Genomic DNA, 16,587 nt, shown 5'->3' with positions numbered 1-16,587 from the left:
ATTAAAATTAATAATATTTTTTTAATTAATTATTTCCTTTGAAAAAAGAATCATTTAAAAAACTTAAACATGGATCTTAGATTATTAAATGCTTTTAATTCGCTTGCAAACAGTTTTGAAACGCAAGAACAGAGTAATTTGAAAAAAGCAGCAAGATTAATGGCCGATGCTATTGAACAGGATAGGCTCATTTATATTTTTGGAGGTGGCGGTCACACCTGCTTGGTTATGCAGGAGCTTTTTTGGAGGGCAGGGGGGTTGGCAAATTTATGCCCTATGATTGATTTTTCAATTCATCCGGCAACGCCGGCTTATATGTACCTTTCTCATGAACGTATGCATGGTGTGGGAGATGCTATGGTGGATTACTATGGTATTGGTAAGGATGATGTGGTGTTAATTTTTCATAGTTATGGTTTTAATGCACCAACCATTGATTGTGCTCTTGAAGCCAAAAAGCGAGGGGCCCATACTATTGGTATTTCTTCTTCAGATTGGAATAAAAATATACCAAAGGACTTTCCGATAAGACATAAAAGTGGTTATCATCTATCGGATGTAGTTGAAATTTTTATAGAAAACTTTGTTCCTTATGGAGATACGGTGATCGAAATTGAAGGTATGGAACAACCTATTACAGGAATTTCCAGTACCATTGATTTTTATATCGCTCACCGTTTGGAAATGGAATGTGTGAAGACCTGTGTTGATCGCGGTATTGAAGCACCGGTATGGTCAAGTGCCAATATCCCTGGAGGAGACGAAAAAAATAAAGCCTTGAGGGCCAAGTACAATCCTAGAGTTAAATTTTTATAATCCATTTTGTTATGGTAACAGAAACAGGCGTTAGTTATTACGGTATTTCTTATTCTGAACATGCCAGAAAGGATTTTCAGGAAATGAAGGCTCATAATTGTACGGCAGTATTGCTGGCTCTTACAGAATTTGATTTATTTTTTTGGAAACCTACAATACCTAAAATTGTGGACGAAGCCAAAAAGGCTGGTTTAAAAGTATATTTGAATACATGGGGTATCGGTAAGTTTTTTGGGGGCGAACCGCCATCGGTCTTTTTACAGGAATGTAGTATATATGATAAACAGTGGTCTGCTTTAACGGGGGAACCATTAGCAGCAGCTTCCCCTAGTTCTCCCGCTTTCAGAGAATATTTTTGGGGGGTTTTAGAAGATTTGGCCCGTACTTGTGATGCCGATGGATTCTTTTGGGATGAACCTCATTATGCGATGCCGGTTTATCCGATAAGTTATCAAAGTACGACGGATTTTACTTGTAGAAACCCCATAACACAAAAGCTATTTAAGGAAAAGTATGGTTATGAGATGCCTAAAACATTGACCAAAACGGTGCTTAAATTTAGGTTTGACCAAGCCAATGAAATTTTGTCGGAGGCTAGCCGAATTGTTAAAAGTATTAATCCCAATTTAACAGTAACACAATGTTCATTACCGGCCGATAACCATTTTTATGCAACTCAGGCCCGGGGTTTTGATAATTGGGAAAAGATAGCATTCAATCCGGATTATGATGTGTTTTCTACATCTATTCTAGTGGACGGGAACGATCCGATGATTGCACATCGAAATATTGCTGCTAAGACAGTGGATCTGGCTAAACAAAATAATAAACCATCACAGCGATGGATTCAATCCTTCTTTAGGTCACCTGAAGATTTAAATACCATCAGGGACATTGTGAAGATTTATGCCAAGGAGGGAGTTAATTCTATTTTCTCATGGACTTATCGTGCCGGACAAGGAACATTTTTATCTGCACCTGAACCTCAAAGGGTATGGAAAATACTGGGTGAAGCTTATGGTGAGGTGCTGAATAAAGCATTTTAATTTTGTTATAAATGAATAGTAATTTAATGAGAGGAAAATGGATATTATAGACATAGGTAGCCAGAACAGGAGGTCTACAATACGATTTTGATACAGCAGTGACTAGTAGAGCACTACCTTTTTTCAAACCCCTTTTCCATTTAAAGGGTGTCATGACAGGTTGGGCACAGTTAGTTCTGTATAGTAGGAACATTAGCTGTTGTTGTTACATCTGTACTTTTATTTACATTTCTGAAATTGTGCTGTTGTATTTATTTATTGGCAGAGATTTTTCCAAACAACATTAGATCTCGCGATGTAGCTATTGGCTCTTTTTCAATTTGGATTGTGAATGGATTAATCACCTTTTTATCGAGAGCCTTTAAAGATGGACAGGAGATTGATTATAGTTCTTGCTTTTTTCAAAAGATTTTTGCTTGAAACCACAAACAAAATCTTGGAAGAAGTTGAGCTTGAAAATGAATGACTCAACTTTTAATGGATGATTATTAATACCAACGAGTTAATCTCATATAACTGACTGGTAATAAAATTTTGTAATATAAACGATAAAAAACTAATAACTGATGAAAAAACTAAGGTTACTTTTGATTATTATTTTGCCTTATACTATACAATGTCAAGATTTAAATATAATTCCTTATCCAAATAAAGTAGAAAAGGATAAAGGTTTTTTCGAGCTAAAACCTAACACATCAATAATCTATGAAAATGATTTATTTGAACAGGCAAAACAGTATGAGGAATCACTTGAGCGCGCTACAGGTTTTTCCTTTGCTACCCGAAAGGCAACAAAAAATAAAACTAACTCTATAGTTTTACGGTTAAACAGAAAGTTACCCCATCTTGGAGAAGAAGGGTATACAATGAAAGTAACTAAAAGCCTGGTTCTAATTGAGGCTTACAACTCAAATGGAATATTTTGGGCATTGCAGACATTTCTTCAACTTCTCCCAAATGACATATTAAGGGAAGCAAAAGTCGACTCAAAAAAATGGAACATACCAAATTGTAAAATAGTTGATAAACCAAGATTTGCCTGGAGAGGACTGATGATTGATTACAGTAGAACCTTTTGGAACATAAGAACGACAAAAAAATATATCGATGCACTGGCATTTTACAAGATTAACAAACTACATATGCATCTTACAGATGATCAAGGGTGGCGTGTTGAGATTGAAAACTACCCAAAATTGACTGACGTTGCTTCTAAATTTGATACTATTTATAATGAACCCAAAGAAAGGGAAGGGTATTTTAAGAAATCTGATATTAGAGAGCTGGTTGCATATGCACAGGCAAGGAATATAGATCTTATCCCAGAGATAGAAATGCCTGGTCACTCTTCGGAGGTTTTCTCTGCCTATCCTGAATTGACCTGTAAAGGAGAAGCTATGAAAATACATCCTTTTACTGATGGCCCCAACATCCATAACGAAATATTTTGTGCCGGTAATGATGAAACCTTTGTATTTCTTAAAAACATACTTTCAGAAATAATTGAATTATTCCCATCAAAATATGTTCATATAGGAGGAGATGAGGCACCGAAAAAGCATTGGAAAGAATGCGATAAATGTCAACGAAGGATACGAGAGTTAAATTTAAAAAATGAACATGGATTGCAAAGTTGGTTTATCAGTCAAATAGAAGACTATTTATCCTCAAATGGTAAAATACTTATTGGCTGGGATGAAATTGTAGAGGGAGGATTAAGCCCGAATGCTACAGTAATGTATTGGAGGGCATGGGAAAACGAAGTTCCAGAGTTCGTTGTGAATCAGGGAAACAATTTAATCATGACTCCCACTTCTCATTGTTATTTTGATTATGGTAACGAAACCATTACCATAGAGAAGGTATATTCTTACAATCCTGTACCGTCAATTTTCAATAAAAAACAATCGGAAAAAGTTTTAGGTGTACAAGCAAATTTTTGGTCACATATCAATAGAATCGAACCTGAAATGGACAGGCAAATTTTTCCGAGAATTCTAGCATTAGCCGAAGTTGGCTGGTCTGACGAACAAAATAAGGATTGGGATAGATTTACAAGAAGTTTAAATCGTCATTTAAAAGCGTTTGATGTTTTAGGGATTTATTATTATCAAAAGGAATAAGTTGAACTCTTGGATTAATTTTATTTTAGAGGACTATCTCTTGAGGTTGGACAGTCTTTTGTTAAAAAATAAAGAATGAACATTTTAAAAAAACAGGACTTGATACATTAGTAGATAACGAGACACATAAAACTATACAAAAGCATGTAATTGTAAAAGGCTTGGACTTAAACAAAACCATTTAGTATTAAAGTTCTCATGTAAAATATTCTATGTCACTTGAAAAGAATCAAAAGAGATAACTAATTCCACCTTTGTAAAATAAAATTGGTGTTAATAGAAGGTAATTGGTTTCAGTTAAAATCAAAGCACGGGGGAAGAGGAACTAACCAAAACTATTCTTTTTCCATTAGTTATATGCGGTTTCAAGTGACAATTTCTTTGAGCAATGCGGGTCCTGATAAAATTCCAGAGAAGAAAACTATGAAAATGGTTGAGAAGTGCCTGTTATTGTTAAATAAATACGCGACTCAACTTACTGCATTGAAAGGTACTGATATACTTAGGAATGCTAAGAGGCCACACCTCTGCTCTCTGAAGTCTCTTGCCTAGGAAGTATACTGAGCAGAATGACTGTTCCGCTAAGTCCGAAACCTTTACGGAGCAGGCATTCAACTCCCAATAATTCGCACTTGTATTAGGGGAGTAGAGCGTAAGATTAGGGAGGATATTGGGATTCTTTTCAAACGATTTTAATTTAAATCATTAAATTAACAGTTCATTTTTACCTTATGAATACATTTTCGAATTTTAAAACCTTTAATGAGTACATTGGTTTGTCAGAGCCATTGGATCAACATATAGATGTTGGTGTTTATCCTGAAAAAACACGTTTGAAATCTGAAGCTGTTTATATCGATTTTTACCGTATATCGTTTAAAACCAATTATGTAAATCCTGGTTTTCCTGATTACGACTCGAAAAAAACGGAGCCGATAACGGCCGTTTTTTTTAATAGTCCAGGCAATTTATATGAGTGGAATTTAACGGAAAAGTTTGAAGGCTACTATCTTCAGTTATCTAAGGAACTTATAGAAGCAAACCGTTATCTCTTCAAAAATTATTTAGAATACGGCTATCACGAAGCACTTTTTTTAACCAAAGAGGAAGAAATTGAAGTAATCCGTCTTTATCAATTTCTTTTAAAACACTACCAGCGTAACTTTAAAGAAAAGAACATTCTTCGAGCCTCTGTGAATCTCATTTTAAATATGGTTGAATCTTATTACAAACGCCAGTTTAAAACAGAGATCAAGATGTATAGTCCCATTGTTAGCGAGTTTCAGCAATTGCTTCGCGATTATTATAATGGACCGATAGAAGGAGTCCCTACCGTACATTATTTTGCCAATAAAATGAAACTCACACCCAATTATCTTGGTGATGTTTTAAAAACCTATACGCAGAAATCTGCTATTGCTACCATTCATGAGCGTACCACCAACAGAGCAAAGGAATTACTTCTTGAAACGAACCTAACCAATGCTGAAATAGCCTTTGAGTTAGGGTTTGATTATCCTAACTATTTTGCTAAGTTTTTTAAAAAACAAACGCAATTAACCCCCAGGCAATATAGAGTAAAGCAAAAAACTAAGAATAGTTGAAAATAGTAGGTATCAGTAAAATGTTTCTTTTTTGTCTGTAAAAATCACCATGTAAACTTCTTGTTATCAGGTAATTTTGAGTTGCAATTAATTGTTAATTCTAAAAACTCAATATTATGTCACAAGAAAAAATTTCATACAAGAACACGAATAACGGAATAATAATGTCCGCTTATTTAGACCTTCCAAACGATTTTGATAAAAACAAAGCTTATCCAGCTATAGTAATTACACACCCGGGTGGTGGTGTAAAAGAACAAACAGCTGGTATTTATGGACGTAAATTTGCAGAACATGGTTTTGTAACCATAGTAACAGATGCATCTTACCAAGGAGAGAGTGGTGGAGAACCACGCCAATTGGAAAACCCTTATATCAGAACTGAAGATATTAGTTCTGCTGTTGATTATTTAACTACATTACCTTATATAGATAACGAGCGAATTGGAGCCTGGGGAATCTGTGCAGGTGGTGGTTATACGGTAAATGCTGCTATCAATGATAAGCGTATCAAAGCTGTTGGTACTGTAAGTGCTGTAAATATTGGTCATATGATTAGCAAGGGGTGGTTGGGCGACCAGGATATGAAAGATGCTATAGGCTCATTGCAATTTGGTGCTCAAGCCCGTACCATTGAAGCTAATAGTGGAGATATTGTTCAAATGCCTATGGCACCTCTAAATGAAGACGATACACCTTATACTGATTTGAAAGAAGCTTGGGAATATTACCATACAGATAGAGCACAATGTTCTACATCACCAGGTTACGGTACAGCGAGAAGCCTAACACAATTGGTTACATATGATGCATACAATATGGCTGAAATTTACCTTACACAACCATTATTTGTAGTAGCAGGAAGCATTGCTGAATCTAAATGGATGAGTGATGACCTTATGGAAAGAGCAGGAACTGACAACAAACAAATGTATATTGTTGAAGGTGCAAACCACATGAAATTATATGATATCCCTCAATATTTAGATGAGGCAGTTGCTCAATTAGCACCCTTCTTTAAAGAGCATTTAGGAGTCGCAGAACTCGCTGAAGCTTAATAACACATTATTCAATAAGCCGAAGAAATGTTTTGCTTCGGCTTTCTAATCTTATAAAAAATAAAATGGAACATCAAATAAATTTAGCTGGTATCGAAAATCAGCCAACAAGTACAGCAAGAATGTCAAAAGAAATGATGGAAAATGCTGTTGACCAGATGAACAAAATTTCAGAAGAAGACTATGCCAAAATTATGGGTATGGTAAAAGTTTGCAAAAGGGAATGGAGAAGTTTATTGCACAAAACTCCGGATGATTACGGAATGAAAGGATGGGAAGATATCTATTTTCAAGCAGATGATGGCGTACCTTTAAACGGATGGTATATTCCTGCCAAAGGAGGCGAAAGCGATAAACTTGTTATTTTCAATCATGCACTACCAATGAGCAGAGCAGGTTTTCAAGGACATATGGGAGAGCCTTGGAGTGGTTTTGAAGCGGTAGAAATAGACTTCGTAATACAGATGAAACATTTAACCGATGCAGGTTACAATGTATTGGCTTACGATATTCGTAATCACGGTCAAAGCGGTACTGCCAACGATGGTATGTGTGGTATCGGATTGTTAGAGTGGAGAGATTGTGTAGGTGTAAAAAAATATGTCGATGAACATCCTCGATTAAACAAAATGAAGGTAGCTCTTTATAGTCAATGTATGGGAGGCTGTTCCCAATACGTAGCTATCGATAAACAACCTGAATTGTTTGAGAATGTAAAATGTATGTGCAGTCCGTTAGTGCCTTCTATGCGGTCTATTTATAATGCATTCTCTAAATTATTAGGAGTAAGTGAGTATTTAGATTTATTAGATTTTGAATTGATTAGAGCTGGAGGGTTTACTCGTGATGAAATGGATCCAAAATTATACACCAAAAACATCAAAATGCCTTTGCTTATGTGGCAAGTAAAAAACGATGCGTGGGTAGAAAATCCGGGTGATGCTGAAGCCACTTTTGCAACCATTCCAAGCAAAGAAAAAGAATTGTTTTGGATTGAAGGAACAACACACCGTTTCAAAGATGGTTATAACTATTTTGGTAGAACACCAGAGAAAGTATTGGCTTTCCTTGATTCACATATGAAATAAAATAGCATTAACCATAAGGCCGAAGTTATGCTTCGGCTTTATAATATAACAGAATTATGAAAAATGTACTCATATTAGGAGCTAGTGGTGCAATTGCTCAACATACTATAGAAAAGTTACAAAACGATAACAATATCAATTTAACCCTTTTTGTGAGAAGTTCTAATAAAATAAAGCGATTTAAAAATTCACATATACAAATTATCGAAGGCGATGTATTGAATACATTAGACCTAAAAGAAGCCTTAAAGGACAAAGATATTGTATATGCAAATCTTTCTGGTCCAATGGAAGATTTGGCTCAAGCAATCATTAATGAAATGGAAGAAAGTAAACCCAAAAGATTGATTTTTGTAACCTCATTGGGTATTTACAATGAAATACCAGGTAAATTTGGAGAGTGGAATGATAAAATGATTGGAGGAGCTTTAAAAACCTATAGAAAAGCTGCTGATATAATTGAAGCTTCCGATTTAGACTATACCATTGTTAGACCCGCCTGGTTAACCAATAAAGATGAGGTGAATTTTGAAAAGACTCAAAAAGGTGAAGATTTTAAAGGAACCGAAGTATCTCGTAAAAGTGTAGGGAATTATATAGCTGAAATTATCCAACATCCAGAGATAGATATTAAAGCAAGCGTGGGTATAAACAAACCAGGAACCGAAGGTGATCAACCAGCTTTTTATTAAATTAAGCTTGAGATGAAAAAAGTCATTATAACCGGGTCTACAGGGATGTTAGGAAAGGGAGTGTCATTAGAATGCCTTCATCATCCTGAAATTGAAAAATACTGGAACAATTATAAAGCCGTTGCTCAGGGTAGGCTCTTTCCTAAAATATCCAACCAAAAGCTGAATTCTTATTTGAAGGAGATTGCCGATGCCTGCGGCATCAAAAAGAATCTGAATTTCCATATTGCCAGACATACCTTTGCTACTATAGTAACACTTTTAAATGATGTACCTATAGAAACGGTTTCCAAGATGTTGGGCCATACAAAATTATCTACGACACAAAAGTATGCCAGGGTGATAGAAAAGAAGATCAGCAAGGATATGAGGCAGCTAAAAATGAAATCAAAAAAGAGCCAACAGTACACAAAAACTGAATTTGAACATTTAAGAATCGTTTGAGAGAAGATTTCGATACTATCCCGTAAAGTGTATAAATAAAATTCATCGAGGATTTGACTTTTCTACAGTTGAATCCTTTTTAAAATATAGTCAAAAACTGGTTTAAAATAATGCCCAATTATGAAGACACGAGCTCAATCTTTCATTTTATGATTTGCAGACAATACATGTTTACCGAACATGAAATATAAAATAATGTCTAGTTTTTCTCCTGCTTTTTCCCTGATAATTGAAAAAGCCTTGCTCATTTGATTTTCTACTGTTCTAAAAGATATTCCTAGGTGTTCTGCAATTTCACCATAAGTAAGTCCTTCTTCTTTACCCATGATAAATATCTCTTTGCATTTCGGAGGAAGGTGTTGTATTTCCTGCTTTACCAAAGTTATTAATCTGGCAAGCTCATGAGTGTCTTCTTCTTCCAATATCGTATTTAGCGTATTAATATATTCTTTTTCAAGATTCAGTAGGTGCGCTTTTTTGCGATATTGATTGATGAACTCATTATAGACACTTTGATATAGATAATTCTTTACGGAGTAATTATCCTTTAATTTTTGTCTCCCTTCCCAAACCCTCATAAATATGTTTTGAACGATATCCTCAGATAAATAAACATCTTTGCATAAGCTTTTGGCATAGACACATAATTTTTCATAATAATGATCCATTAAATAAGCGTAAGCATCTTCATGCCCCAGCTTTAAATACTTAACCAGAATATCGTTATCTGAGAAATCTGAAGACATAGTTTAATTAAAATTTAATGTAATGGTAAACTTAAGAAAATAATTTTTTATTCGATTTTGTGGGTGGGTAGATTTGACATACGTAATAATAAAAAAGGGTTCCTTTAAAATGGATCAAAAAATAGAAAAAATACTGGTTAAGTATTTGATGAATGCAGCTGATATTGACGATTTGGAGATATTATCAAATTGGTTAAAGAAAGAGGAGAACAAACAAATATTTAAAAACCATGTTAAAATAAATTATGTAATGGATAGCAATTTCAATGAGTTTGATGTTGTAAGTGCCAAAGAAGAGTATCTGCAAAAAATCCGGTTGAAGAAACGAAGAGATCGTAAGTTAAAAACATACAATGCATTAAGAAATGCAGCCGCTGTCATTGCAATAGGTTTTGCATCTGTTTATCTATTAAATGAATTTGCTTTTAAAGAAGCTACAGCGTATGGTACATCTACTGTAGTAAACAGTCAAATAGAGCCGGGTACCGACAAGGCAACCCTGACTTTAGAAGACGGTTCGCAAATTGCGTTGGAAAAAGGAAGTTCTTTGCAAACACAAAATGCCAATAGCAATGGAGAAGAGATTGTATATGAAGCAGATAAAAAAAGGGGAAAAGAGGTGGTGTATAACTACCTTACTATTCCTAGGGGCGGACAGTTTCATGTGGTTTTATCAGACGGGACAGAAGTTTGGCTAAACTCTGAATCGCAATTAAAATATCCGGTTGCTTTTATTGATGGTGAATCTCGTGAAGTAGAATTGATCTATGGAGAAGCTTACTTCGATGTATCTCCAAGTACAGCACATAAAGGGGCCAGGTTTAAGGTTTTCAATCAGTCTCAGGAAGTTGAAGTTTTGGGAACTGAGTTTAATATAAAAGCTTATAAAGAAGAAACAAACATCTATACAACACTGGTAGAAGGGAAAGTAACTGTTAATTTTGGTGATCAACAACAAAAATTACTTCCTAATCAGCAGTCTGTCACAAATATAGATCAAAAAGATATTGAAGTCAGAAACGTAGATGTTTATGGAGAAACTTCATGGAGAAAAGGACTTTTCAGTTTTAAGAGCAAATCTCTTAAAGAAATTATGACTGTAATTTCTCGCTGGTATGATGTAGAGGTCATTTTTGAAAATTCAGAGTTAGAAAATGCCATGTTTAATGGGGTACTTAAAAAAGACCAATCACTGGAAGTGTTATTAAAAGCCATTAATAAAACAAATCTAATCAGCGCTTATGAGATAAAAGAAGATAAAGTAATAATAAAATAAAAAAGGGAGTAAAGATGATACCGCCACAGTACTACTCTTTATCCCCTCTGAATCCTTAATTAATTAAATAGTTTAACTAACTAAAACACAAATTTATGAATTTAAATTTTACCAATTACTCTTCTGGTAAGTGGAAGAGGATTTTACTTTTAATGATGAGAACCTTTATATTCTTATTTTGCACCACCGTCTTTAGTTTTACTACACACAATGTATTTTCTCAAAATACAAAAGTTACAATTAATGAAGACAAAGTTTTAACCATCGATGAGGTTTTTGACCTTATAAGAACGCAAACAGACTATTCTTTTCTTTACGAAAGAGATCTGTTTAAGAATACTCCGAAAGTACACCTTAAAAAAGGAAAAATTGAAGCTAACGAATTGTTAAAGAGTATTATTTCCAGTAAAAAATACAAACTGGACTTAATGGAAAACAATGTGATAGTTATCAGTGAAACATTGTTGATGCCAACTATTCAAAAGCATGAAATTAATGGGATTGTTGTAGATAAAGATGGACAACCAATGCCGGGAGCCAACATTCTGGAAAAAGGGACAACTAATGGAGTACAGTCTGATTTTGATGGTAATTTCACACTCCTTGTATCAAATCAGCCGGTAACCTTGGTAATATCTTTTATTGGGTTTAAAACTCAGGAGATTCAGGCTACAAGCTCAGGGCATATAAAAGTAATTTTAGAAGAGGAAGCGGCAGCTTTAGATGAAGTTGTTGTGGTGGGGTTTGGAACACAAAAGAAAAAAGATCTTACTGGAGCTGTTAGTCAGGTTAAAATGGATGAAGTACTTGGAAGCAGGCCGGTAACGAGCTTAGGTTCGGCATTACAAGGTACAATGTCTGGATTTACAACATCGACTTCCGTACTACCTGGAGGAGATAATAGTTTTAATATCAGAGGGATAACATCTATAAACGGAGGAGGACCATTAATACTTGTAGATAATACTGTAATGGAAAACCTGAAAATGCTAAACCTTAATGATATAGAGAGTATTACAGTACTTAAAGACGCTTCGGCTGCAGCTATTTATGGAGCCCGGGCCTCATTCGGAGTAGTTTTGATTACAACAAAAAAAGGGAAATCAAATCAAAAGCCGTCTATCCGATACACCAACAATTTTTCTGTATCTAAACCTATCAATATTTTAGAAGCAGCTTCACCCCTCGAGACTGTAACAGCCTTAAAAGATATGGGATATGACGCATACTGGTCCGGGCAAAATATAGATTTATGGCTAGATCTCCTTAATGAATATATTGCAGATCCTTCAAAATATCCGCTAGGATGGACAGAAGTAAACGGGACCAAGTACTTCTTAAAAGAAACAAATGTGGTGGAAGATATGTTTGAAAGTTTCGGAGGATTTAAAAGTATGCATAACCTATCTATTGTTGGTGGTTCAGAAAAGAGCAGTTACAGAATTTCATTTGGGCAATTAGATGAAGATGGTGTTTTAATTACGGATAAAGACTCTTATAAAAGAACGAATATCTCATCATATGTTAGCTCCGATGTAACGCCTTGGTTAACTACATCACTGGATGTTAAATATGCTGCGGATGATCGAGGATATCCCAATACCGGTTCTTTTGGACTTTTCCGAACCGACTACCCGTCATATCACCCTGAAGGTACAATTCCGTACCAAGGGGAGGAATATCCGGTACAAACCCCGGAAAATGCCATAAAATACGGAACCAAGCAAACTTGGAAAAACAATAATATTCGTCTGTTTTCACATACGGAGATAAAACTCATAGAAGATTTAAAAATAACATTCGATTATTCCTATCAGCAAAATAGTCAGAAAAACAGAAGGTACAATAACTATTTTCTACTTCAACAAGGGCTACAAGATGCCTTGAATCCATCAGATCAAAATACAACGTTTTATTTGGCAAATGAATTAAGAACTTATAAAACATTAAACCTTTTTGCCAATTATAATAAATCGTTCAAAAACGTACACAACTTTGAGTCTCTTGTCGGATTTAACCAGGAAGAGCGTAATTATGAGTCTCATTGGTCGCGTTCATTTCTTCAAATCAGTAATGAGCAACCCTCTTTAGGAGGAACAACAGGAGCTACACCACCGGAAACAGACGATGCTTATGATCGATATACGCTCAGGGGTGCTTTTGGAAGGTTGAGTTATAACTATAAGGAAAAGTATTTAGTAAGCTTTAACGGACGTTATGATCTGAGCTCTAAGTTTCCTGACGGCTACCGAAATGGTTTCTTTCCATCAGTTTCTGCAGGTTGGGTTATTTCGAGAGAGCCATTTTTTAAACCAGTAGAAAATACCCTGTCATTTTTTAAAATAAGAGGTTCGCTTGGATCCTTAGGGAATCAGAATATAGGTAATTATGGCTTTTTGGCAACGATGAATCCTTTCAATGCAAACTGGATCAACAATGATCAGCAACCAACAAGTCTGACAACCCCTGGTCTGGTAAGGTCTAACTATACATGGGAAAAAGTAGAGAGTCTCAATGGAGGGGTTGATTTTGGCGCCTTCAGGAATAGGCTAACAGGAGCTTTTGAGATTTTTAAACGTCAAACTATAGGTATGCTGGCACCCGGACTTGACTTCCCGGCGGTAGCAGGTGCGCCTGCACCATTACAGAATGCTGCTGACTTAAAAACCACCGGTTGGGAACTTACCTTGAACTGGAAAGGCGGAAATACCGAGAAATTATCGTATGGATTAGGTGTGGTTATAAGCGATTCAAAGGCAGTGATTACCAAATATCGAAATGAGAATAATGCACTTATGATTGGTGGAAGCGGAGGCTTAAATAACTATTATATAGGAATGGAAATTGGTGAAATATGGGGGTATGAAACAGATGGCTTCTATACTGCATCTGATTTTAATTCAGATGGTACTTTAAAAGAGGAGGTTGTTAGAATTAATGGGGTTATATCACATGAAGGAGATATAAAATATAAGAACTTAAGAGATTCTGAAACTTCTGTTAATACTATTGATGCAGGAGAGAACACTCTGGAGAATTCTGGAGATAGAAGAATTATAGGTAATACAACACCTCGATATAGTTATGGATTTAATGGTTTTCTAGACTATAAAAATTTTAGCTTTTCATTCATTTTACAAGGTGTTGCCAAAAGAAATCTATGGGTTGGAGGAGATGTAATGTTTCCACACTCCGGGTACTTCTCAACACTTCAAAGTCACCAGTTAGATTATTGGACTCCTGAAAACACTAATGCGTATTACGGGCGTATTTATGCCAATACACAAGAAGCACATGGAGTTAACCAAAGAGTCCAAACTAAATTTTTGCAAGATGCATCATACTTGCGGGTTAAAAATGTAACATTAAGCTACAAGCTTCCTAAAAACGTAATTGAAAAATTAGGATTGGGCGAATTAAGTATATTTTATAGCGGTGAAAACCTGTTTACATTTACAAATCTGGTTCAGGGGGTAGATCCGGAGTCAACGGCTTGGTCTTATCCAAACTACACGACTTCATCTATTGGTATTAATGTAAATTTTTAAACGAGAAAAATATGAATATTCACAATAAAAATAAAAAAGCCATAAAAAAACTTCGCTTACTAAAAACAACACTTTTCATACTTGTTGTTTTAATCGCCGCAAGTTGTGACGATGATTTTCTTAACGAACTTCCTCAGGATAAGTATACGGAGCAGACAGCCTTCAGATCGTACGATAATTTTAAAACCTATGCATGGTCATTATACGATATTTTTTCCGCTGGAAGTCATTTACAACGTATTCAAAACAGCGGGTCTGTATATGCTGGTGATGTGGAAGCTAATTATCTCTACAGACCTAACGGAAGAAACAGATGGGCCTGGCAAACAGTAAGTGTTGAAAATGCACCGGGAGGCTGGGATTACTCATATATAAGAACCGTTAATGTCATGCTTGATAATATTGACAATTCAGAAATGACTGAAAGTGAAAAGGAGCATTGGCGTTCCGTAGGACTCTTTTTTAGGTCATATCATTATATGGAATTATTAAGTCGTTTTGGAGGAGTTCCGTGGATCGAACATGTTGTAAATGAAAATCAGACAGACATTATTTACGGATCACGTGATTCACGCGATCTTGTAGCTTCAAATATTTTGAGAGATCTAAAATATGCAGAAGAGCATATTAAAATTGCCGGCGATGGTAATAATACCATAAATCAGGATTGTGTTCGTGCTTTGTTGTCAAGATTTGGACTTCGTGAAGGTACATGGCGTAATTATCATGGACTTCAGGATGGGCTTACCTATTTACAAGAGGCAGAACGAGTGTCTAAAATGCTTATAGATAAGTATCCTTCTGTCGGCAATAACTTTCAGCATCGTTGGTCAACAGAAGACTTAAGTACATACCCGGGTACAATTTTATACAAAGAATACGCTACAAATATTATAATGCAACCATTTTCCAGGCACGAAAGGGGAGGCGGACAGGTTGTAGAAATGCATGCCCGCACCTTAGAACGTTATTTATGCACAGACGGAAAACCAATAGCAACCAGTGAAGTGTATGATGGGGATACCACCATATATGATGAATTCAGAAACAGGGATCTTAGATTATTGTATCGTGTTTTTCCTCCATATAAAGTAAATAGAATAAATGGTAACAATGTAGATTGGGAGCATACAGGTAATCCTCAAGATCGTGAATACATAGATTTAATGAATAATCTGGATGTAACCGGAAACAGACCATTTCCTGTTTTGAGCTGGCAACCTTTTACTATTGACAGGATGCCGCATATCAAAGGATCGGCAAATTCATTAGCACCTGTATCTAACTATTGTGGTTATTATATAAACATGTTTTATAATGTGGCTACCAATGTAACAGGAGGTGCAGCGTTCTCTACTACAGACTCTCCGATTTTTCATCTCGAAGAAGTGTTGTTAAACTATGCAGAAACCATGTTCGAATTGGGCAAATTCAATCAGGAAGTAGCGGATATAACAATCAACAAATTGCGGCCAAGAGCAGGAGTGACAAACATGATTGTGGCAGATATCTCTGATGCTTTTGATCCAAACAGAGACCCGGAAGTTCCGGCAGTACTTTGGGAAATACGAAGAGAACGTATGGTAGAATTAATGGGAGAAGGTTTTGGTTTTGATGATATCAGACGTTGGAAAAAGGCTGACTATTTCATAAATCAGCAACCACTGGGGGTAAGAATACCGCGTGAAGGCAATCCAAGCTCACTAAAATGGGTAGAGTCAGGCGATGATGCTGGTCGTTGCTACCGCGTTGATGACGTTGTTCAAATGGGATTAGGTTGGCAAGAGCATTATTATTTATATCCTGTTCCTTTGAATCAGAGAACACTCAACCCTAATTTGGAGCAGAATCCTCTATGGGAATAATCGTAAAGAAGTATTTAATGATAATGGACATTTGATATCCCCGTAGCTATACGGGATAAGTCTCAATTATCGAGTTAATCAGTATACAGATTGAACCCATTTGGACTTTCCTTAAATTGGTTGAAAAAAAGGAACTTTCATATTCACATATAGAGTCTGAAGCGGGTTCAATCATAAATTGAAACATAATCAAATTAAAAACGTCGTGTTTACCATAACTAATAAATAATCCCGGAGTTGTTCTTGTGAAAGCCCTTCGGGAATACTTCACCGGGACAAGT

General features: G+C 35.6%; 12 protein-coding genes and 1 pseudogene. 12 read left to right on the top strand and 1 reads right to left on the bottom strand.

The annotated features are described in order from the left end of the window. The first annotated feature begins 69 nt into the window (after positions 1–69). The 9 genes and pseudogenes from MQE36_RS00150 to MQE36_RS00115 form a co-directional block, all read left to right on the top strand. On the top strand, positions 70–816 hold the full coding sequence (locus MQE36_RS00150; RefSeq protein WP_242937188.1) for a sugar isomerase domain-containing protein: 747 nt from the start codon (positions 70–72) through the stop codon (positions 814–816). 11 nt (positions 817–827) lie between these two features. Beyond that, the gene (locus MQE36_RS00145; protein ID WP_242937187.1) at positions 828–1,862 is read left to right on the top strand and encodes a hypothetical protein; all 1,035 of its coding nucleotides are present in this window, start codon (positions 828–830) and stop codon (positions 1,860–1,862) included. Between the two features lie 180 nt (positions 1,863–2,042). Continuing rightward, positions 2,043–2,282, top strand: a complete 240-nt coding sequence (locus MQE36_RS17040; RefSeq protein ID WP_423242489.1) for an MFS transporter — start codon at positions 2,043–2,045, stop codon at positions 2,280–2,282. A 146-nt stretch (positions 2,283–2,428) separates the two neighbouring features. Then, positions 2,429–3,985: a beta-N-acetylhexosaminidase gene (locus MQE36_RS00140; RefSeq protein WP_242937186.1), complete on the top strand. Its 1,557-nt coding sequence runs from the start codon at positions 2,429–2,431 to the stop codon at positions 3,983–3,985. A gap of 731 nt (positions 3,986–4,716) precedes the next feature. Further along, positions 4,717–5,589 (top strand): helix-turn-helix domain-containing protein, encoded by an 873-nt coding sequence (locus MQE36_RS00135; RefSeq protein ID WP_242937185.1) that lies wholly within the window; start codon positions 4,717–4,719, stop codon positions 5,587–5,589. Between the two features lie 116 nt (positions 5,590–5,705). Further along, positions 5,706–6,647: an alpha/beta hydrolase gene (locus MQE36_RS00130; RefSeq protein ID WP_242937184.1), complete on the top strand. Its 942-nt coding sequence runs from the start codon at positions 5,706–5,708 to the stop codon at positions 6,645–6,647. A 65-nt stretch (positions 6,648–6,712) separates the two neighbouring features. Beyond that, positions 6,713–7,735: an alpha/beta hydrolase family protein gene (locus tag MQE36_RS00125; protein ID WP_242937183.1), complete on the top strand. Its 1,023-nt coding sequence runs from the start codon at positions 6,713–6,715 to the stop codon at positions 7,733–7,735. A gap of 56 nt (positions 7,736–7,791) precedes the next feature. Next, on the top strand, positions 7,792–8,427 hold the full coding sequence (locus tag MQE36_RS00120; RefSeq protein WP_242937182.1) for an SDR family oxidoreductase: 636 nt from the start codon (positions 7,792–7,794) through the stop codon (positions 8,425–8,427). A 132-nt stretch (positions 8,428–8,559) separates the two neighbouring features. Next, positions 8,560–8,871 (top strand): annotated as a pseudogene (locus MQE36_RS00115) (tyrosine-type recombinase/integrase); the annotation flags it as partial. Between the two features lie 134 nt (positions 8,872–9,005). On the opposite strand, the gene MQE36_RS00110 reads toward MQE36_RS00115, so the two are convergent. Further along, on the bottom strand, positions 9,006–9,617 hold the full coding sequence (locus MQE36_RS00110; RefSeq protein ID WP_242937181.1) for an RNA polymerase sigma factor: 612 nt from the start codon (positions 9,615–9,617) through the stop codon (positions 9,006–9,008). Positions 9,618–9,726: 109 nt separating this feature from the next. Between MQE36_RS00110 and MQE36_RS00105 the strand changes: the two genes are divergently transcribed. From MQE36_RS00105 to MQE36_RS00095, 3 genes are all read left to right on the top strand, one after another. Continuing rightward, positions 9,727–10,893 (top strand): FecR family protein, encoded by a 1,167-nt coding sequence (locus MQE36_RS00105; RefSeq protein ID WP_242937180.1) that lies wholly within the window; start codon positions 9,727–9,729, stop codon positions 10,891–10,893. Positions 10,894–10,988: 95 nt separating this feature from the next. Then, entirely contained in the window at positions 10,989–14,441 is a 3,453-nt protein-coding gene (locus tag MQE36_RS00100) for a SusC/RagA family TonB-linked outer membrane protein (RefSeq protein ID WP_242937179.1), read from the top strand. 11 nt (positions 14,442–14,452) lie between these two features. Next, positions 14,453–16,306, top strand: a complete 1,854-nt coding sequence (locus tag MQE36_RS00095; RefSeq protein WP_242937178.1) for a RagB/SusD family nutrient uptake outer membrane protein — start codon at positions 14,453–14,455, stop codon at positions 16,304–16,306. The last annotated feature ends 281 nt before the right edge of the window (positions 16,307–16,587 follow it).

It is taken from the genome of Zhouia spongiae, assembly GCF_022760175.1.
Lineage (GTDB): Bacteria > Bacteroidota > Bacteroidia > Flavobacteriales > Flavobacteriaceae > Zhouia > Zhouia spongiae.
Note: the sequence above shows the minus strand (reverse complement) of the source record. Positions and strands in the feature narration are given on the sequence as shown.